The 19,499-nt window shown below is 61.8% G+C and carries 17 protein-coding genes; 7 read left to right on the top strand and 10 right to left on the bottom strand.

Annotated features, from left to right (window positions below; all coding sequences use genetic code 11):
- Nucleotides 1-12 precede the first annotated feature (12 nt).
- On the bottom strand, nucleotides 13-918 hold the full coding sequence (locus tag BLJAPNOD_RS08660; RefSeq protein ID WP_115419526.1) for an AraC family transcriptional regulator: 906 nt from the start codon (nucleotides 916-918) through the stop codon (nucleotides 13-15).
- Nucleotides 919-1,016: 98 nt separating this feature from the next.
- On the opposite strand from BLJAPNOD_RS08660, the gene BLJAPNOD_RS08655 reads away from it, so the two are divergent.
- Nucleotides 1,017-1,760 carry an SDR family oxidoreductase gene (locus tag BLJAPNOD_RS08655; protein WP_115421205.1) on the top strand — a complete coding sequence of 248 codons (744 nt, stop codon included), beginning with the start codon at nucleotides 1,017-1,019 and terminating at the stop codon, nucleotides 1,758-1,760.
- A 57-nt stretch (nucleotides 1,761-1,817) separates the two neighbouring features.
- Here BLJAPNOD_RS08655 and BLJAPNOD_RS08650 read toward each other — a convergent pair whose 3' ends face one another.
- Nucleotides 1,818-3,530, bottom strand: a complete 1,713-nt coding sequence (locus BLJAPNOD_RS08650; RefSeq protein WP_077503326.1) for an adenylate/guanylate cyclase domain-containing protein — start codon at nucleotides 3,528-3,530, stop codon at nucleotides 1,818-1,820.
- Between the two features lie 382 nt (nucleotides 3,531-3,912).
- Here BLJAPNOD_RS08650 and gmd point away from each other — a divergent pair, with 382 nt between their 5' ends.
- Genes gmd through BLJAPNOD_RS08635 form a run of 3 tightly spaced genes read left to right on the top strand, consistent with a single transcriptional unit; the run spans nucleotide 3,913 to nucleotide 7,108 of the window.
- A complete protein-coding gene (gene gmd, locus BLJAPNOD_RS08645; protein ID WP_115419525.1) occupies nucleotides 3,913-4,965 on the top strand; it encodes a GDP-mannose 4,6-dehydratase in 1,053 nt (350 codons plus the stop codon).
- Nucleotides 4,966-5,007: 42 nt separating this feature from the next.
- Nucleotides 5,008-5,931, top strand: coding sequence for a GDP-L-fucose synthase (locus BLJAPNOD_RS08640; protein ID WP_115419524.1), 924 nt, complete (start codon nucleotides 5,008-5,010; stop codon nucleotides 5,929-5,931).
- A gap of 1 nt (nucleotide 5,932) precedes the next feature.
- On the top strand, nucleotides 5,933-7,108 hold the full coding sequence (locus BLJAPNOD_RS08635; protein WP_115419523.1) for a DegT/DnrJ/EryC1/StrS family aminotransferase: 1,176 nt from the start codon (nucleotides 5,933-5,935) through the stop codon (nucleotides 7,106-7,108).
- Nucleotides 7,109-7,422: 314 nt separating this feature from the next.
- Here the strand turns inward: BLJAPNOD_RS08635 and BLJAPNOD_RS08630 are convergent, their stop codons facing one another.
- Together BLJAPNOD_RS08630 and BLJAPNOD_RS08625 are read right to left on the bottom strand one after the other, a co-directional pair.
- A complete protein-coding gene (locus BLJAPNOD_RS08630) occupies nucleotides 7,423-8,289 on the bottom strand; it encodes an alpha-1,2-fucosyltransferase (RefSeq protein WP_115419522.1) in 867 nt (288 codons plus the stop codon).
- A 59-nt stretch (nucleotides 8,290-8,348) separates the two neighbouring features.
- The gene (locus tag BLJAPNOD_RS08625; protein ID WP_115419521.1) at nucleotides 8,349-9,131 is read right to left on the bottom strand and encodes a glycosyltransferase family 25 protein; all 783 of its coding nucleotides are present in this window, start codon (nucleotides 9,129-9,131) and stop codon (nucleotides 8,349-8,351) included.
- 431 nt (nucleotides 9,132-9,562) lie between these two features.
- Between BLJAPNOD_RS08625 and BLJAPNOD_RS08620 the strand changes: the two genes are divergently transcribed.
- On the top strand, nucleotides 9,563-10,300 hold the full coding sequence (locus tag BLJAPNOD_RS08620; RefSeq protein WP_244610898.1) for a hypothetical protein: 738 nt from the start codon (nucleotides 9,563-9,565) through the stop codon (nucleotides 10,298-10,300).
- A gap of 182 nt (nucleotides 10,301-10,482) precedes the next feature.
- Here BLJAPNOD_RS08620 and BLJAPNOD_RS08615 read toward each other — a convergent pair whose 3' ends face one another.
- The 6 genes from BLJAPNOD_RS08615 to BLJAPNOD_RS08590 are packed head-to-tail and all read right to left on the bottom strand — an operon-like array spanning nucleotide 10,483 to nucleotide 16,836.
- Nucleotides 10,483-11,247: an ABC transporter ATP-binding protein gene (locus BLJAPNOD_RS08615; RefSeq protein ID WP_115419520.1), complete on the bottom strand. Its 765-nt coding sequence runs from the start codon at nucleotides 11,245-11,247 to the stop codon at nucleotides 10,483-10,485.
- Nucleotides 11,244-12,077: an ABC transporter ATP-binding protein gene (locus BLJAPNOD_RS08610; RefSeq protein WP_115419519.1), complete on the bottom strand. Its 834-nt coding sequence runs from the start codon at nucleotides 12,075-12,077 to the stop codon at nucleotides 11,244-11,246. The genes BLJAPNOD_RS08615 and BLJAPNOD_RS08610 overlap by 4 nt, the downstream gene beginning before the upstream one ends.
- Nucleotides 12,074-13,006, bottom strand: coding sequence for a nickel transporter permease (gene nikC / locus BLJAPNOD_RS08605; RefSeq protein WP_115419518.1), 933 nt, complete (start codon nucleotides 13,004-13,006; stop codon nucleotides 12,074-12,076). The genes BLJAPNOD_RS08610 and nikC overlap by 4 nt, the downstream gene beginning before the upstream one ends.
- A complete protein-coding gene (locus BLJAPNOD_RS08600; protein WP_112810653.1) occupies nucleotides 13,003-14,046 on the bottom strand; it encodes an ABC transporter permease in 1,044 nt (347 codons plus the stop codon). The genes nikC and BLJAPNOD_RS08600 overlap by 4 nt, the downstream gene beginning before the upstream one ends.
- Before the next feature lie 42 nt (nucleotides 14,047-14,088).
- The gene (locus tag BLJAPNOD_RS08595; RefSeq protein ID WP_115419517.1) at nucleotides 14,089-15,729 is read right to left on the bottom strand and encodes an ABC transporter substrate-binding protein; all 1,641 of its coding nucleotides are present in this window, start codon (nucleotides 15,727-15,729) and stop codon (nucleotides 14,089-14,091) included.
- A 51-nt stretch (nucleotides 15,730-15,780) separates the two neighbouring features.
- Complete coding sequence (locus BLJAPNOD_RS08590) at nucleotides 15,781-16,836, bottom strand: dipeptidase (protein ID WP_115419516.1); 1,056 nt, start codon at nucleotides 16,834-16,836, stop codon at nucleotides 15,781-15,783.
- Nucleotides 16,837-17,171: 335 nt separating this feature from the next.
- Between BLJAPNOD_RS08590 and BLJAPNOD_RS08585 the strand changes: the two genes are divergently transcribed.
- Nucleotides 17,172-18,395, top strand: coding sequence for an alpha/beta hydrolase (locus BLJAPNOD_RS08585; protein WP_171986877.1), 1,224 nt, complete (start codon nucleotides 17,172-17,174; stop codon nucleotides 18,393-18,395).
- Nucleotides 18,396-18,478: 83 nt separating this feature from the next.
- Entirely contained in the window at nucleotides 18,479-19,495 is a 1,017-nt protein-coding gene (locus tag BLJAPNOD_RS08580) for a substrate-binding domain-containing protein (protein WP_115419514.1), read from the top strand.
- The last annotated feature ends 4 nt before the right edge of the window (nucleotides 19,496-19,499 follow it).

The following is a 19,499-nucleotide window of genomic DNA, read 5'->3' as shown; positions in this document are numbered from 1 at the left end:
CGGGCAAGCCGGCTAGCCCTCTGTCTCCGCCCGCGCGTACCGCCCCGGGGCCTCCCCCACATGGCGACTGAAGGCCGTGCTGAATGCGCTCGCCGAGCCGTAACCGACCCGCTCGGCGACATCGGAGATCTCGGCGTTGTGGTTGCACAGAAGATCCTTGGCCATCGCCATGCGCCAGCCGAGCAGATATTCCATCGGCGCCACGCCGACATTGCGGGTGAACCTTTCGAAGAACGCCGAGCGCGAGAGCCCGGCCGCTTTCGCAAGCTCGGCGACCGTCCATGATCGCGCCGGGTTGCCGTGCATCGCCCTTATCGCTTCCGCGAGCCGCTGATCGGCAAGCCCACGCAGCAATCCCGGCGAGGCATCCGGCCGCTGGGTCAGCCGCAGCGCCTCGATCAGCAGCACTTCGACAAGACGCGCCAGCACCAGATCGCGGCAGGCGCGCCGTTCGGCCGCTTCCTCCGTCAGCAACCGAACCAGGATCGAAAGCCGCTCGGCGCCGCGGACATGCACCTGCGCCGGCAGCAACGACACCAGCAATCCGGCATCCTCAGTTGCAAAGACGAAGTAGCCGCCAAGCAGCCGCACGCTTGCCGGTCCATCGCGGTCGCCGTGGCGAACCTCGTCACCCGGGATGGGCGCCGCCTTCGGATCGATGAACGTCGGCGTCACGGGCTCGAAGCCCGATAGGGTGAAGCCGGGTGTCGTCGGCAAAAGAACGAAATCGCCCGCCTCAAGCACCAGCGGCTCCTGGCCGTCGACTGCGAGACGACAGGCGCCGTCGAGAACGGTGCAAAACCCGGGGTGACCGAAGTCGGAATAGCGCACGCCCCAACGGCCGGCACCGCTGATGCTTTTCGTAAACACGGCGCGTGGCCTGAGCAGCGTGATGATTTCCGAGAGTGGGTCGATCATTTCAGGACTATTGCAAATGAAATAAGGATTTTCAATTATATATCGTCCGGAATTTCATCGATACCTTGGCATCATCGAAACCGACCAAGGACATCACCATGCGAACCGTATTGATTACTGGCTGCTCATCCGGCTACGGCCTCGAAACCGCCCGCCTCTTCCACGCCAACGGCTGGAACGTGGTCGCGACCATGCGCACCCCACGTGAGGATATCCTGCCGCGTTCGGACCGCATGCGCATCGTGCGGCTGGATGTGACCGAGCCCGAAAGCATTTCGGCAGCGCTCGAGGCCAGTGGTCCGATCGATGCGCTCGTCAACAATGCCGGCATCGGCGTGGTCGGCGCCTTCGAGGCAACGCCGATGGCACATGTGCGCAAGATCTTTGAGACCAACACGTTCGGCGTCATGGCGATGACGCAGGCGGTGATCCCGCAGTTTCGCGCCAGGAAGTCCGGCGTCGTGGTCAACGTCACGTCCAGCGTTACGCTCGCCGCCATGCCTCTGGCCGCCGCCTATACCGCCAGCAAGACGGCGATCGAAGGGTTTACCGGGTCGCTTGCCCACGAGCTCGCCGCCTTCGGCGTGCGCGCCAAGCTGGTCGAGCCCGGCTACGCCCCGAGTACGCGGTTTTCGCAGAACACCGGCGTGCGCATCGAGGACCTGATCCCGGAAACCTATGCCGCGTTCGCACGGCCGATCTTCGCCGCCTTTGCCAACCTGGCCCTGATCACCACGGAGAGCGATGTGGCGGACGCGGTATGGCGCGCCGTCAATGACACCTCGGAACAATTGCATTTCCCGGCGGGCGCGGATGCCGTGGCGCTGGCGCGCGCAAGCTGACATCCCCCGGTTGACCCCGCGTCACCCGGCGACCCCCGTGTCGCCCGGCAGCAACCGTCAAGCGAGCGGCAGGCCCGCAGCGTGCACCCTGTCGATGAGCGCTTCGGTGATCGCCCGGTCCTGGAAGAACTCCTGTGTGCGGATGTAGCCGGCCGACAGCTTCGGGTCGAGTGCCTGGATCTGCGCCACCAACTGGCGCGCCCGACCGGTATCGCCGCGCGCCATGCGTGCGGCGATACGGTAGATCAGCGTGCGTCGGGTCTGGTAGGGCAGCGCCCGCGCCACGGCGAAGAGCGCATCGTAGCGGCCGAGCATATAGAGCGAGGCAACCCGCTCCTCGACGATCCACACCGGCAGGAAAGGGTCCAGCGCCTCGGCCCGGTCGAGCAACTCCAACGCCCGCTCCGCCTCGTTGGCGTAGGTGTAGAAGGCGGCGCATCGCCCGGCGATGTAGGCATCGTTGGGCGCCAGCTCGATCGCCCGCTCGTGATGATGGCGCGAGGCGACAAAGTCGCCCTCCATGCACTTGATCGCGCCCATGATGCGGTGGGAGTCCGGGTCGGTGGGATCGAGATCGAGCGCGTGCGCGACCTGGCGCTCGCCGGCCGAAAGGTCGAAATCCGGCATATTGCTCCAGGCGCAGACATGCATGGCGACCGGCCGACCGAAGGACGGGTCCGCATCCATCGAGCGCTCGAACCAGCGCATGGCTTCGCCGATATGCCGGTCGGCGACGCCGATCAGGCGATGGTGGTCGAGCCCAAGAAGATAGTACTCGTAGGCCGACATGTTTTCCGGGCGCTTCAGCCGCGCGGCAACCAGTTCCGCCTGTTCTATCCGCCCCGCGACAGTCGCGGCGATGCGGGCTGTCACTTCGTCGATGACGACGAGCAGTTCTTCGAACGGCCGCTCGATCCGGTCCGACCAGACGAGATGGCCATGGATGGTCTCCGACAGCGACACATTGAGGCGGACGTGACCGCCGAGCTTGCGCACCGAGCCCGAGACCACGTAGCGCACCCCGAGTGCCTTGCCGACTTCGACGGGATCTCGGGTGGACAACGCCACGGAGGCCGAGCGCGAACTGACAAACAGGCTCTTCAGGCGGCCAAGCTCCAGGGTGAGGTCGTCGGTCAAGCCTTCCGTCAGGAAGGACTGGTCGTCCTGGCCTGCCACAAAGGCGACGAAAGGCGTGACGATGACCGAATTCGGCCGCATCGTGGCCGGCGGTGCCTCGCGCGTCGGCGCCGAGAGAAACCGGTGCCTATCGATGTTCGTGCCCACCCGGTAGACGCGGATCGGATCGGCGACCCCCTTGAACCGACGCTCGCCGATCTCCTCGAAGCCGCAGGGCGATGCCCGGCGCACTTGCTGGTAGAGCGCTTCGGACACCTCGATCTCGCCGGCGGCGGCGCTCGATTGCAGTCTGGCGGCAAGATTGACGCCATTGCCCCTCAAATCATCGCCGACCGCAAAAACGTCGGCAAGGTGCAACCCGAAACGCATGTGGCTCGGCGTGGCATCGGGGATCGCCGCAAGCGAGCTGCGTGCCTCCATGGCCGCGCGAAGAGCGTTGACCGGGCTTGTAAACTCCGCAAGCACCGCATCGCCGGCGGTGTTGAAGACGCGGCCATCATGACGCACGACCGTATCGCCCACCGCCCTCAAACAGGCGGAGACGCACTCGACGGCTTCTTCCTCATGGGATTCCATCGCCGCTGTCGACCCGACGAAATCCGCCACCATGATCGCAACCAGCTTGCGCTGCATCTCCACCGCCTCGCCGGCACCCGGGCCGCCAGCACCAAAGGATAGCACAAGATGACGGGTCAGACAGCAACCGCTATTTTAGCTATTTCTTCAAAAAGGGTGCGCCTCGTCGCGCGCCGGCATCTGGGCGGCGCTTGAGGGCCGGCCTGCGGGCTAACTTCATCATTTCTTCTTCGTCGTCTATAACGTGCCGGGTCGAAGTCACGAGAAGGCCGGTAAAGCTGCAGCCAAATGGTTTATTGAGCCGTTGTTTTCATATACAGGCTGCAACGTCTGGAGTGTGCAGATTTGACGGTCGAGATTCTAACAACAGAAACGGCGCCGTTCCGCGTGGCTCTCATTCGCTGGCACAAGTTTATAGCTAACCATGGGACAAGTTCGTATGGCTGAGAAATCTAAGGTCGCCCTCGTCACCGGCGTCACGGGGCAGGATGGCGCCTACCTTGCACAACTCCTGCTGGACAAGGGTTACATCGTACACGGCATCAAGCGGCGGTCTTCGTCTTTCAATACCGCCAGGATCGACAACATCTACCAGGATCCTCACGAGAAGAATGCGCGCTTCTTCCTGCATTATGGCGACATGACGGATGCCACAAACCTCATTCGGATCATGCAGGAAACGCAGCCGGACGAAATCTACAACCTGGCCGCACAAAGCCATGTTCAGGTCTCATTCGAAACGCCGGAATATACCGCCAATTCGGATGCGCTCGGCACTTTGCGGTTGCTGGAAGCCATTCGCATCCTGAGGCTGACCGACAAGGCACGGTTCTACCAGGCATCGACGTCCGAACTCTATGGCCTGGTCCAGGAAGTCCCTCAGCGCGAAACAACGCCGTTCTATCCGCGAAGCCCCTATGCCGCGGCAAAGCTCTACGCTTACTGGATTGTCGTAAACTATCGCGAAGCATACGGAATGCACGCTTCGAACGGGATTCTCTTCAACCACGAAAGCCCGCTGCGCGGAGAGACCTTTGTTACGAGGAAGATCACCCGCGCGGCCGCGGCCATCAAGCTCGGCAAACAAGACAAACTCTACCTCGGCAACCTCGACGCCAAACGAGACTGGGGCCACGCGCGCGAATATGTCCGCGGAATGTGGCTTATGCTGCAACAGGACAAGGCCGACGACTACGTCCTCGCCACGGGGAAAACTACCGAGGTGCGGACCTTCGTCGAATGGGCTTTCGCCGATGTTGGCATCAACCTGCGCTGGCAAGGCAGCGGCGTGGAGGAAACAGGAATCGATGATGCGACCGGCCAGGTGCTCGTCGAAGTGGATCCACGCTATTTCCGGCCAACCGAGGTCGACCTGTTGATTGGCGATCCGTCCAAGGCCCTGGAGAAACTGGGCTGGTCGCATGAGATCGGTGTCAGAGATCTCGTCAGGGAGATGGTGGAACACGACCTGCGCGAAATGGAAAGCCAGTAACCCTGCCGTGCTCCCGCACGAACCGCGAAGCGAGATACGAGAGTGACGAAAATCCTGCTAACAGGTGGCGGCGGTATGGTTGGGCGCAACCTCGTATCGCTGTGTCGCAATGTCGGTATCGACATTGTCGCCCCTGGCCGAAGCGAGCTCGACCTGCTGGACTTTAACCAAACGCAGAATGTCCTGAAGCAATTGAGCCCCGATCTGGTGATACACGCCGCAGGCGTCGTCGGCGGCATTCAGGCCAACATCAAACACCCGGTACGGTTCCTCTCCGACAATTGGGCCATGGGAAACAACATCGTCCTTGCGGCCCGATCGGCCGGCATGGCGCGGTTGCTCAATTTGGGCAGCTCCTGCATGTATCCTCGAAACAGCGAAGATGCGTTGCGAGAGGACCAGGTTCTGAGCGGGACGCTCGAGCCGACGAATGAAGGATACGCTCTGGCCAAATGCGCCGTTGCGCGCCTGTGCGAATACGTGACGAGAGAGACCCCGCAATACGACTACAAGACGATCATACCGTGCAATTTGTATGGCCCATTTGACAAATTCGATCCGGGCGTTTCGCATCTCATACCCGCGATCATTCACAAGCTGCATGTCGCCAAGCTGCGCGGTGAGAAATCCGTCGAGATTTGGGGAGATGGGTCGGCAAGGCGCGAATTCATGTTTGCCGGAGATCTTGCGGACGCGATCGTCTTCGCCATCGCCAACTTCGAGACCATGCCGAGCTTGCTGAATATCGGCCTGGGCCACGATTTTACAGTGAACGAATACTACCAGGTTGCTGCCGATGTTGTCGGCTATGACGGCACCTTTGCGCATGACATCTCAAAACCGGTCGGAATGAAACGCAAGCTGCTGGACGTGACAAAACAGACAATGCTGGGGTGGGCGCCGCGCACGACGCTTCGCGACGGCATCCGCAAAACCTACGAATACTACCTTTCAATGGAAGCCTGATATGCCTTATCCGTTAGCCAATTCCACTTGGGATGAAGAAGAATACGAAGCCCTCCAGACGGTGATAAAGTCTGGCATGTTTACCATGGGCGAGAAGGTTTCGCAGTTCGAGCGGGCCTTTGCAGACTATGTCGGCAGCAAGTATTGCGTCATGGTCAACTCCGGTTCTTCCGCCAACCTCTTGATGATCGCCGCCCTGCGGTATCGCTCGACGTCGCCTCTGCTGCCGGGAGCGGAAGTCATCGTTCCCGCAGTGTCATGGAGCACGACCTACTACCCGCTTCATCAGTATGGGCTGAAGCTCCGTTTTGTGGACATCGACGCACAGACGCTGAACTTCGACCTCGAACAGCTGTCGCAGGCGATAACGCCGGATACAAAAGCGATCATGGCCGTGAACCTGCTCGGCAATCCCAATGATTTTGCCCGCATCAAAGCGATAATCGGCGATCGCGACATCGCCCTCATCGAAGACAATTGCGAGTCGATGGGCGCCTTGTACGAAGGCAAGCAGGCCGGCACTTTCGGGCTGATGGGGTCCTTCAGTTCCTTCTTCAGCCATCACATATCCACCATGGAAGGCGGGCTTGTCGTGACTGACGACGAGGAACTGTTCCATGTCATGTTGTCCTTGCGCGCCCACGGCTGGACAAGAAACCTGCCGAAGGTAAACCGGGTGACGACCGACAAGAGCGATGACCCGTTTACGGAGTCGTTCCGCTTCGTGCTCCCCGGCTACAATCTGCGCCCTCTGGAAATGAGCGGCGCTCTGGGATTGGCCCAGCTTCGCAAGCTGCCCAGCATCGTCCAAGAGCGCCGGAAAAACGCCGAAAAATTCCTGGAGCTGATGCGCCGCTATCCGTTCCTGCGCGTTCAGCGCGAAATCGGCGAAAGCAGCTGGTTTGGCTTCAGCCTGATTGTCGAACCCGACTCGGGCGTGACGCGGCAAAGCATGCTCCAGTTGCTCACCGAGGCGCAGGTCGATGTCCGGCCAATCGTGGCGGGTAATTTTGCCAAGAACGAAGTTCTCAAATGGTTTGACTATTCCATTTCCGGCGACCTGCGGAACGCCGATACGGTCGACAAATCCGGCTTCTTCATCGGCAACCACCATTACCCGCTTGAGCAGGAGTTCGAACTGCTGCGCTCGGTCTTCGACAGGACGAATTGGAAGTAGCGACGGCGGGGGGCTCTTGCCCCTTGCCGCACTCATGACGGGACCCAGTTGATTCGGCGGGCAGCAATGCGAGCCGTGCCGGCAGCGTTCTGACGACAGACGAAGCCGCCACTTACCCACAGACGATGTGCAGCGAGCTTGGGCTGCCTTGGCATGTCGGTACATGGAACCACAGCGGCGAATTCCCAGACACGCCGCTTGGTTTTACCGAATCTGAGGACGTCCACCCGCCCAGGACGAAACGGGTGACCGAACACGTACCCGCCGTCCAGTTCGCTGGCCAACGTCGCCCACAGCTTTCCCGGTTGTGGCACTTACAGTCGCTGCCACTTGGCAGGCAGGATATCGCTCGCATCGTGCTCCTTCGAGCGGAACCACTGTGCCGGCGCGATCACGTGCTTGTCCGCTCGCGGATTGAGCCACGCGCCCCACCAACTGAATGTGCTGTTGGCGATAATGTGTGCCAGGCACGCCGCCATCAGATGCATATCCTCGCCGTCCTTGCCATCCGCCTGAGGCGCCACGAAGATCATGGACGGCCAGGACGGCAGGTTGGCGCGCGCCCAGGCCGGATCATCGGAAAACACAAAAAAGGTCGGGTTATCGAAACGCGCAGCCATCTGGCGCATCGCCTCGGCATACCACCCCGGTTCGCAGGTCCCGTGAACGGCGTTGGCTGAGGGATTGCTGACATAGTCACCGCGGCGTACGTGGACGGAGATGGGCGCATCGGCAGCGCGCACCTGCCGCAAGACCTCGTGCCTCCCGGCGCTGAACGGCGCATTCAGCTGGAACTCCTGACGAACGACATCTGCAACCGAAGCAAAGTACTTCTCTGTCTGCCAATACCCTTGGAGGTGCACTGGACCACGCAAGTCGAGGATCGCTGCGTCGAAAGTATTGGCTCGCTCCTTGGCGACAATGCAGGCCGATGCCTTGGGAAGGAGACGCGACTTCACCTTGCCGAGAAGCCCCCTGCCCGGCCGCGCCGGCACTTCTTCCGGGCGAGCGCTTTCGGCTTCGATCGCAAACTGCTCCAACCCGAAAGCCCAGGTCTTGTAGCTTTGCATTTCCGTCAGATCCAGCTTCAGCGTTTGTCCGCTTGCAGACGCAAGCGACCGGCCAGCGGCATACTGAAACATCTGGTTGCCAAGACCGCCAAGGATACGCGTGATGATCAAGAGTTTACCTTCGATTGTTGGGTTGCTTCAACAGGTACTGCCCCGTCCCGCCGTGGCTGTCATGCCTCGCTCGGCTCTTTCCATCGCCCCACGTATGGCAGATTGCTCAGGAAGCGACCGATATCGTCACGAGCGCGATAAATCGCCCGCAATCGCCGGAAACGCCGCGACTTCTTCGCACGCTGCCCCCCTTGCCAAATCTCCGATTGCTCGGCCGTTTCTGCCGCATGCGTGACTGGCAGTGGCGAAATTCCGTAGGAACCGACCCCATGGGTCCAGAACCGGTCCAAGTGGCAATCGACGGGCTCGAACCAGATCGCGGCCTTGGCCAACAGCTTGGACGCAGCCTTTGGCGACACCGCATAACATGACGTGCCGTGCGGTCCGCGCTCGAACCGGACAATGCGCATAGAGTCGTCCAGGCGCTCGCACGTCGCCCAATGGCGACGCTTGTGCCCGGAAAAACGCAAGAGTCCATAGCGCTCGATCTTGCGGGCGGCGAAATGATAGGCTTCCAAAAATTTGTCGTTGAGAACAACATCATCCTCAAAGATGAGAAGCGGTTTGTTCTCTCGCACGCTTCGTTCCCAGAGAAGATAGTGGCTGGCGAAGCACCCGAGTTCGCCTGCGTTGAGAATGAACCCTCTGCGAACTTCAGCAAGACGCTCGTCAAAATGGTCAAAAGACGAATGGCGCTCCTTGCGCCCGTCGACCGCATCGAAAAAGCTGTAGGGCAATCCCAGTGGTTCAAGCAGACGCACCATGTTCTGGCGTCGCTCCACAGAACGTTCCAGATTGACCACGACAATCTCGAGTTCAGTATCCTTCACTATATCGATCATCCCTTGGTCGCTTAATCATCACGTTTCGTCAGGTTTCTGTGCCAATTGGCGCGAATTTGTCAATCCGTCACCGCAGTCCCGACCTGGGTATCGCCGGATTCATCTTATCCACGTCAAGACGGGTTGAATGCACAGCGCTGGGGCGCGGCCCGCGCGATTGTCCGCAGAACGGGCTTGCGCCGTCCGCGACGGCACGTTGACGTTCACAAGGCATCACCGCACAGCCGAACCTCCGGAGATATCGCATGGAAGCCCGCGGCTCCGCAATTGCGCAAAATCGTGGCTTGGTCTAAGCGAAGACTTTCATTGGCAGCAATACGGTGGCCGTTGTGGCACGCCCACCAGCGCCTTGTAACCTCCCGAGCACTCCGCCCCCGGGAATTATCGCGCGAAAGGCAGGCAGCAAGCCGCCGCATCTAGCAGGAAGAGCAATGCCCCGGATTGACCTTTGCATCGTCGCCACCAGGCGTCCCGAATTGCTTGCCCAAACCCTTGCCAGTTTTCGTGAGAAGGTGCTGAACCAGCTGGACATGGGGTCGGCCTACCTCAATCTCGATCCCGTCTTCGGCTCTCCCGAGGACCATGCAGCATGCATCCAGATCGTTCGCGATCACTTCCCCGATGCGGTGATTTTCGAGCCGGAGCAACCGGGTTTTTGCGCCGCGGTCGCGAGAGTATGGTCGGCAAGCACATCGGAGTATGTCTTCCACCTGGAAGACGACTGGATTTCGCTGCGAGAGATGGGCCAGGAACTGCTTGAGCCCTTTGCCAATCCGTCGATCATGCAGGTGTCGTTTCACACCGCCGACCAGAACTGGGATATCGCGCGCAAGGGCCATTTCCATCAGCGCAACGAATATGCGCGGCTGCTCGGCATCAAGATCCCGCTGTTTCGAACCTTCCCGAAGTTCACGACCTCGCCGTCGATCCTGCGTGGCAACTTCGCGCGCCATTGCGCCGGCCTGATGGATCTCACCCGCGATCCGGAAAAGCAGTTCTATTCCGGGGTCAACCCGGCCATGGAGGCTTACGTCGCGGGCTATCGCAACTACATCTTCTCGCCGGAAGCAAAGCCGGTCATTCGCGATATGGGACGGGAATGGCGTGAGCAGCGCAACATCCGCAAGGTGATTACCAACTCCACCTCGACCTGGGAAAATGGCAGCTAAGTCCACAGTGTTCCGCTTTCAAGTGGAACGCCCGCCGGCAGATAGGGGACTTTAGAGTCAACGCGCCAGCGCGGGCTGAGTGCATTCTTCTCGGCGTTGCCCACGTTGCCCACGTTTGGCGCGACAAGCGTGCATCAACCAGCCGTCGATCCTGTTTCGGCGCGACGGCTGGTTTGTCAATGTCAGGCAGCAGCGCCCTTGCGCTGGAAGCCCTTGCTGGCCACCATCAGATTGCGGGTGTAGTCCTCACCGATCCGACCGGCAACGAGATCAGTCGAGGACAGCCGCTCGACCACGCGGCCGTTTTGCATCACGGCCAGCCGATCGCACATGTGGGTGACGACGCCGAGGTCGTGGCTGACCATGATGAAGGTGAGCTTGCGGTCGCGCCGCACCTGTTCGAGCAGGTTCAGGACCTCTGCCTGCACCGAGGCGTCGAGCGCCGATGTCGGCTCGTCGAGCAGCAGGATCGACGGCTCGAGGATCAGCGCCCGGGCAATGGCAATGCGTTGCCGCTGGCCGCCGGACAGTTGGTGCGGATAACGGAAGCGGAAGCCTGAACCGAGACCGACTTCGTCGAGCGCCTTCAGAATGCGGCGTTCGCCATCGGCAACGCCGTGGATCGCCAGAGGTTCGAGCAACTGCCGGTCGATCGTCTGGCGTGGGTGCAGCGAACCATAAGGGTCCTGGAAGACCATCTGCACGTCGCGATAAAACGCTTTGTCACGGCGGTTTCCGACGAGAACCCGGTCATGCACGCGGATCTTGCCGGATGTCACCGGCGCAAGGCCCGCGACTGCGCGAAGTAGGGTCGACTTTCCAGAGCCGGACTCGCCGACGAGCCCGAAGGATTCGCCGGGCGCGACATCGATGCTGACATCATCCAGTGCCTTGAACTCGTCATAGGTCACGACAAGATTTTCAGCAGATATTGTGGCGGTCGTCATAGGGCCCACTCCGGTTTGCGATCGAGAACCGGCAAGGGATGGCGATCGGAACCGATCGCCGGCATGCAGTTCAACAGGCCCTGGGTATAGGGATGTTTGGCGCTTGCGAGGTCGGACGCCTTAAGCTCCTCGACGATCTTGCCGGCATACATGACGATGACGCGATCACAGAACGACGACACCAGCCTGAGGTCGTGCGAAACGAAGATCAGCCCCATGCCGCGGTCGGCCACCAGATTGTCGAGGATACCAAGCACTTCGAGCTGAACCGTCACATCGAGCGCCGAGGTCGGCTCGTCGGCGATCAGAAGCTCAGGCCCTGCCACCAGCATCATGGCGATCATCGCGCGCTGCCCCATACCGCCCGAAACCTCGTGCGGATAGAGGTCAAAGACGCGGCCGGGATCGCGGATCTGCACCGCCTCCAGCATGTCGAGCGCCCGCTCGCGCGCTTCCGCACGGCTGACGTTTTCGTGGCGCGTCAACGTCTCGACGATCTGCCGGCCGATGCTCATCACCGGGTTCAACGAGTATTTCGGGTCCTGCAGGATCATGGCGATGCGCTTGCCACGCAGATCCCGCCGCACCTTCGGCGCCGCCGACAGCAGGTCGATGCCTTCGAAAGAAAGCGTCTTGGCCGTCACCCGCGCGTGCGCCGGCGTCAGCCCCATGATCGCCCGGCCGGTTTGCGACTTGCCGGAACCGCTCTCGCCAACAATGCCGAGGCGCTCGCGGCCGAGCGTGAACGAGACCCCGCGCACGGCCTCGACCACCCCAGTGCGGGTCGGAAACGAGACCTTGAGGTCGTCAACGGTCAGAAGCGGGTTCATTGTCCGCTCTCCCGTGGGTCCAGCGCGTCGCGCAGACCGTCACCAAGCAGGTTGAAGCCGAGGCTGACGATCAGGATCGCGACGCCGGGCATGGTGGCAACCCACCACTGGTCGAGGATGAAGCGGCGACCGGAGGCGATCATCGCGCCCCATTCCGGCAGCGGCGGCTGTGCGCCAAGGCCGAGGAAGCCGAGGCCTGCCGCCGTCAGGATGATACCGGCCATGTCGAGCGTGACGCGCACGATCAGCGACGACATGCACATCGGCATCACATGCCGGAAGACGATGCGTGTCGGCGACGCGCCCATCAGTTGCACGGCGGCGATGTAGTCGGAGTTGCGCACCGTCAGCGTTTCGGCGCGCGCAATGCGGGCATAGGGCGGCCAGGAGGTGATGGCGATCGCGATGACGGCATTCTCGATGCCGGGGCCAAGTGCTGCCACGAAGGCGAGAGCCAGAACCAGCTTCGGAAAGGCGAGGAAGATGTCGGTGATGCGCATCAGCACCGCATCGACCCATCCGCCGGCATAGCCCGCAACCGCGCCGACGATGAGGCCAACGGGTGCCGCGATGATCGCGACCAGCAGCACGACCGCAAGCGTCAGCCGCGAGCCGTGGATCAGCCGCGAGAGAATGTCTCGGCCGAGATCATCGGTCCCGAGCAGGTAACCCTCCGTTCCAGGCGGCAGCAGGCGGGCGTTGGCGAGATCGCCGATATAGGGCGAATGCGGTGCCAGCACATTGGCAAACGCCGCGACGAACACCAGCGCCAGCAGGATGAGCAGGCCGAGAACGGCCAGCTTGTTGGCGGAAAAGCGCTGCCAGGTCATGTAGGCGCGGCCAAGACGCGCCTGGGTGCGCGATTGCGGCCGGTCGGACAACAGCCATTCGCGGCGTGTCGTCGGGCGGGTTTCAGTGACGGTGCTCATCGCTGGCGCGTCCTCGGGTCAAGCGTCCGATAGAGAAGATCGGACAGGAGATTGATGCCGATGAAGACCGAACCGATGACGATGGTGCCACCGAGAACGGCATTCATGTCGGCATTCTGCAGCGAATTGGTGATGTAGAGGCCAAGGCCCGGCCAGGCGAAGACGGTTTCGGTCAAGACCGAACCTTCGAGCAGGCCGGCATAGGAAAGCGCAATCACGGTGACGAGCGGCACGGCGGCATTGCGCAGAGCATGGCCCCAGATGATGCGGGTTTCCGAGAGCCCCTTGGCGCGGGCGGCAACGATATATTCCTGCTGCAGCTCGTTCAGCATGAAGCTGCGCGTCATGCGGCTGATATAGGCGAGCGAGAAATAGCCGAGCAGCGACGCCGGCAGGATGATGTGGCGGAAGACGTCCCAGAGCACATCCCACTGCCGCTGCCAGAGCGCGTCGAACAGGTAGAAGCCGGTGATCGGCGTGAAGGTGTATTCGAAGACGATATCGATGCGGCCGGGATAGGCGACCCACTTCAGCCGGGCGTAGAACACCAGGAGCGACAGCAGCGCCAGCCAGAAGATCGGCACCGAATAGCCGACGAGGCCGATGACGCGCACGATCTGGTCGGCGATGCTGCCGCGCTTGACGGCGGCGAGAACGCCGAGCGGCACGCCAAAGATGGCGCCGATCAGGGTGCCGAGCGTCGCCAGTTCCATGGTCGCCGGGAAGACGCGACGGATGTCGGTCATGACGGGATTGGTCGTCAGCACCGAGATGCCGAAATCGCCGGTCAGCGCCTGTCGGACATAGATGAAGAATTGTTGATAGAGGGGCAGGTTCAGCCCCATCGCCTCGCGCGTCCTTTCGACGACATGCGTCGGCGCCCGGTCGCCGAGGACGGCGAGCACCGGGTCGATCGGAATGACCCGGCCGATGAAGAAGGTCACGGCCAGAAGGCCGAGATAGGTGGTGACGACGATCACCAGGAACCGCAGGACGGCGCCCATGATCTTCGCCGGACGGGCGCGTCGGCGCCCGCCCATCCGTTCTGTTCCGCTCATGCTCAAGGGAACTATCCTTTCGGGTTATTCCTTCGAGATGCCTGCAACGAAGTTCGTGTCGAAGCTCGGGCCGAGCTTCAGGCCCTTGACGTTGCCGCGGTAGCCGGCGACTTCGGTCTGCTGGAAGATGATGACGAATGGGCTTTCGCCCAGCACCGTCTTCTGCAGTTCCTTGTAGGTTTCCGCACGCTTGGCGCTGTCACGCTCGAGCAAGGCAGCCTTGGTCTTCTTCGTCAGTTCCGGGACGTCCCAGGCATTGCGCCAGGCAAGCGTCTTGTTCTTGCCTTCGTCGGAGTTGTCGGGGTTGGCGGTGAAGGTTTCGGCATTCGAGTTCGGGTCGAAATAGTCCATGCCCCACTGACCGATATACATGTCGTGGTTACGGGCACGGTACTTCGTCAGCGTCTGCTTGCCGTCGCCGGGGATGATCTCCAGCTTCACGCCGGCCTGGCCGAGCGTCTGCTGGAAGGATTCGGCAATGCCGGTGACCGGCTGGCCGTTGCGCACGTCCATGGTGACGGTGAAGCCGTCGGCAAGACCGGCCTTGGCCAGCAGTTCCTTCGCCTTGGCAACGTCGAACTTGTAGGGGTTCTCGTCGAGTGCACCCAGAACGCCCTTCGGCAGGAAGCTCTGGTGGATTTCGCCGATACCCTTGATGAGCGTCGAGCCGATCGCATCGTAGTCGACCAGGTACTTGAAGGCTTCGCGCACCTCGGGCTTGGCAAGGTTGGCGTTCTTCTGGTTGAGGCTGATGTAATAAACGGTGCCCTTCGGCGCGTTCGTCGTGGCAAGGTCGCCATTCTTTGCAACAGCGTCGAAATCGCCCGGCTCCAGGTTGCGCGCAACGTCGATGTCACCGGCTTCCAGCGCCAGGCGCTGGCCCGAGCTTTCCTTCATGTGGCGATAGATGACGCGGGCGAGCTTGGCCTGTTCGCCATAGTAGTTCTCGTTGCGTTCGAGAACGATGACTTCGTTGGCGCGCCATTCGCGCAGCTTGAACGGGCCCGAGCCGGCATAGCCGGTCTTCAGCCATTCATTGCCGAAGTCGTTGTCATACTTGTACTCGTCGCTCGGCGTGACCGGCTTGACGTTTTCAAGCACCAGCTTTTTGTCGAGCACGGCACCAACGGTCGCCGTCAGGCAGTTGAGCACGAAGCTCGGCGCGTAGGGCTGATCGACGGTGAAGACGAAGGTCGTGTCGTCGGTGGCCTTGGCCTTTTCCGTCACGTTGTCGCCGTTAAGGCCGAACTGGGTGAGGATGAAGGCGGGGCTCTTGTCGAGCTTGACGGCGCGCTCGAACGACCAGGCGACATCGGCAGCCGTCACTGGATTGCCGGAGGCGAACTTCAGGCCGGACTTCAGCTTGAACGTATAGGTCAGGCCGTCGTCGGAAACGGTCCAGCTGTCGGCCAGATCGCCGACGACCTTGGTGGTGTCGTTGATGTCGAGGCGCACCAGCATGCTGTAGGTATTGCCGGTGACTTCGGCGGCCGTCAGCTCGAAGGCTTCGCCCGGATCCATGGAAATGACGTCGTCGATCGCAAAGGCTTCGACCAGCGTGTCCTTCGGCGTTTCGGCAAAGGCCGGTGCAGTCGCGGCCATCACCATGGCGAGCGCTGCCGAAGCGGTCAGAAGACGAAGACGTCCATTGAGCTTGTGCATCATTTTTTGCAGTTCCCTCGTTTGCGCCCTTTTTGGGGGCTCTTCTTCATGGGTTCAGGCGGCCTCGTGCCAAGCCTGCCCCAGAACTCTCAGCCAGTTCTCCCGGCATATCTTTGCCAGTTCGGCGTCACCATATCCGGCACCCTTAAGCGCCGCAACGAGCTTCTGGCTGCCCGCCGCATCGCCGATATCCTCCGGGATCGTTGCGCCGTCAAAGTCGGAACCGAGCCCGACGCAGTCGATCCCCATGCGCTCGACCATGTAGTCGATGTGGCGAACCATGTCGGAAAGCGGCGTCGCGGCGTTTTCCTGTGCGTCGGCGCGCAGCATCGTGGTTGCATAGTTGAGGCCGACGAGCCCCTTGCTTTCGCTGACGGCGTCGAGTTGCTTGTCGGTGAGGTTGCGCGCAACCGCCGTCAGTGCATGGGCGTTCGAATGGCTGACGACCAGCGGCTGGTCGCTCGCTTTGGCGACGTCCCAGAACCCTTTTTCGGTGATATGTGCGAGATCGATAAGGATGCCCAGGCGGTTGCACGCCTTCACCAGTTCGAAGCCGGCCTCCGTCAACCCCGGCGCCGTGTCGGGCGACATCGGGAAGGCGAAGGGCACACCGTGGGCAAAGACGTTGTGGCGGCTCCAGACCGGTCCGAGCGAACGCAGGCCGGCGGCGTAGAAAGTCTCGAGCGACGACAGATCGGCACCGATCGCCTCACAGCCCTCCATGTGCAGAACGGATGCGAAAGTGCCTTGCGCGGCCGCGTCGCGGATTTCCGCAGTCGACCGACAAAGCTTCCAGGCGCCGGCCCGGTCGAGACGAACCGCAATATCGGCCATCTCGACGGCAACGCCAAGCGACGGCAGATGTTCGAGCGGTGCGGAGAGCGGCGTGGCATAGTGGCCATTGCCGTCCGGCCCCGCCAGCACCAGATCGCCCGATGGCACGTAGATCGCGCAGAGACCGCCGACCAGGCCGCCGGTTTTCGCACGCGGCGCATCGATATGCCCCTTGTCGGTGCCGCCGACGAACTCGCCAACCGGGTCGCTTCCCCTGCGTGCGTTCTGCCACAGCCGCAGAAGCACGTCATTATGGCCATCGAAAACCGCCTGCATTCCGGATTTCCTTATCATTTCAGGGAGATCGGATAGGGCATTCGATGCCGCACCGAGGGAGGAAAGATCGGATGCTATTGAAACGCTGAAGCGTTTTCAATTGATATTGAGGGGTTTTACCCAATGCCCGCTGTCGCGAAATGTTGCATGTTTGCCGCATGTGCCCCCTCAGAGAGGGCGTGAACAGGCTGAAAAGCTATGCCGAGGGCAGAAATTCTGCCATTTCTAGGGCATGAGACTTGCCGGGTCCGGGGTTATGGATCGGCACGCCGCATGATGCGGCATTGGGGGTTTTGTTGCTGCGTTTGTTTTCTTGGGCTGGCCGATCGGGCCAGGTGGGCCGCGTCGCCACCGTTCTGCTGCTGGCGTCCGTTCTTGCCGCCTGTGCCAGCCGCCCCGTCGGCGTACTTGTTCCATCGGGAACGGCCGGCGGCGCTTCGGAAGTCGATCTGCTCGTCGCCACCACCCGTGCGCCCTCGACGGAACCGGGCGTGCTTTTCAGCGGCGAGCGCGCCGACGAACTGTCGCTGACGGAAATCGTCGTTTCGATCCCGCCCGAAAAGACCCGCACGGTCGGTCAGGTTCAATGGCCGAAGAAACTGCCGGCCAATCCCGAACGCGAGTTTTCAACCGTCAGCGTGACGCCGCTCAAGGGCAAGGACGATGCCCAGTCGTGGCTGAAGGGCAATCTGCCGAAAAGCCGGCGCGTGCTGATCTTCGTCCACGGTTTCAACAACCGCTATGAGGACGCGGTCTATCGCTACGCCCAGATCGTCCACGATTCAGGAACGGATGTCGCGCCGGTGATCTTCACCTGGCCCTCGCGTGCCAGCGTCTTCGACTACAATTACGACAAGGAAAGCACCAACTATTCCCGTGACGCGCTGGAAGACCTGCTGCGCCGGGCGTCGCGCGATCCGAAGGTCGGCGAAATCACCGTCATGGCCCATTCGATGGGATCCTGGGTAACCGTCGAGGCGCTCAGACAGATGGCGATCCGCGATGGCCGGATCGCGCCGAAGATTACCGACGTCATTCTCGCCTCCCCCGATCTCGATGTCGACGTGTTCGGCAAGCAGATCCAGGCCATGGGCAAGGCGCGGCCGAAGTTCACGCTGTTCGTTTCGCGCGACGACCGTGCGCTCAACCTTTCGCGCCGGATTTCCGGCAATATCGACCGTCTCGGGCAGATCGACCCGACGGTCGAGCCCTATCGCACCCAGCTGGAGCAAGCCGGCATCACGGTTCTCGACCTGACGGCGCTCAAAGGCGGCGACAAGCTGAACCACGGCAAATTTGCCGAAAGCCCCGAAGTGGTGCAGTTGCTCGGCAACCGGCTGATCGCCGGGCAGACCGTGACCGATTCCGATGTCGGCCTCGGGGAACGCGTCGGCGCGGTGGCCCTCGGCACCGCCCAGACCGTCGGCAGTGCCGCCAGCGTCGCCGTCTCCACGCCGATCATGATCTTCGACCCGCGCACCCGCGCCAACTACGGCAATCAGGTCCGTCGTCTTGGGCAGTCGGTCGAAAACACCGTCGGATCGACCGTTGCCCCCTGAGATCGCCGCATGTTGCGCGGACAAAGCCCGGTAAGCTATGCTTTGCCGGGTCAGGATTGACCCTGGGGCAACGGGAAAATGAAATGAATCTCAAGGAGTTCGCAGGTCAGTTGGGGCTGTCTCAAACGACGGTCAGCCGTGCGCTCAGCGGTTATCCAGAAGTCAAGAAGACGACGCGCGAACGGGTGTTGAAGGCGGCAGCCGAGCTCGGCTACCGACCGAACACCAGCGCGCTCGGGCTTGCGACCGGACGCGTCGGAACGATCGGCATCGTCTTTCGCGGCGGCGGCGATTTCGGCCCGCACACCAGCGAGTTCATGGGCGGGCTCGGCAGTCGGCTGCAGCAGGCCGACGTCGATATTCTGCTGTCGACCGTCGATAGTCGGGAGGCGGAGCTTTCGACCTACCGAAGGCTTGCGGCCAGCAAGCGAGTCGATGCAGTGATCCTGCATTCGCCTGCTGTCGACGATCCGCGCATCGCCTTGCTTTCCGACCTGCGGTTGCCCTTCGTCCTGCATGGACGCACGGAGACGACAGGCGACTTCGCATTTCTCGACATCGACAATTTCGGCGCCATCCGTCAGGCGACCGAGCTCTTGACCGCACTCGGCCATCGCCGCATCGCTCTGGTCAACGGTCATCGCGGCTATACCTTCACCGAACATCGCCAGGACGGTTACGCGGCCGCGCTTGGCGCACGCGGCATCGATATCGACCCCAACCTGCTCGGCAACGGCGACTTCACCGACGAGATGGGCTTCCGCCTGATGCAGGGATTTTTGGGCCAGGAAGACCGGCCGACGGCAGTGCTGGCCGGCTCGATGATGTCGGCGCTTGGCGCCATGCGTGCCATCCGCAGTGCCGGGATGACGGTGGGCGAGCAGATCTCGCTGATCGCCCACGACGACGTCTTTCCCTATCTCAGCCCCGAGAACCTGATCCCGACGCTCACCACCACGCGCTCATCGATCCGCGCTGCGGGAACGCGGATCGCCGAGATGGTTCTGGATCTTCTTCAGGGTACGCCGGCGGCCGACCTCAGAGAGATCTGGCCGGTGGAACTGGTCATGCGCAACTCCACCGCCCCGCCTGCGGGCTGAAACC

Source organism: Ensifer sp. M14 (genome assembly GCF_003355565.1).
Lineage (GTDB): Bacteria > Pseudomonadota > Alphaproteobacteria > Rhizobiales > Rhizobiaceae > Ensifer.
The sequence above is the reverse complement of the archived record's forward strand: the minus strand, read 5'-3'. Positions and strand labels throughout refer to the sequence as shown.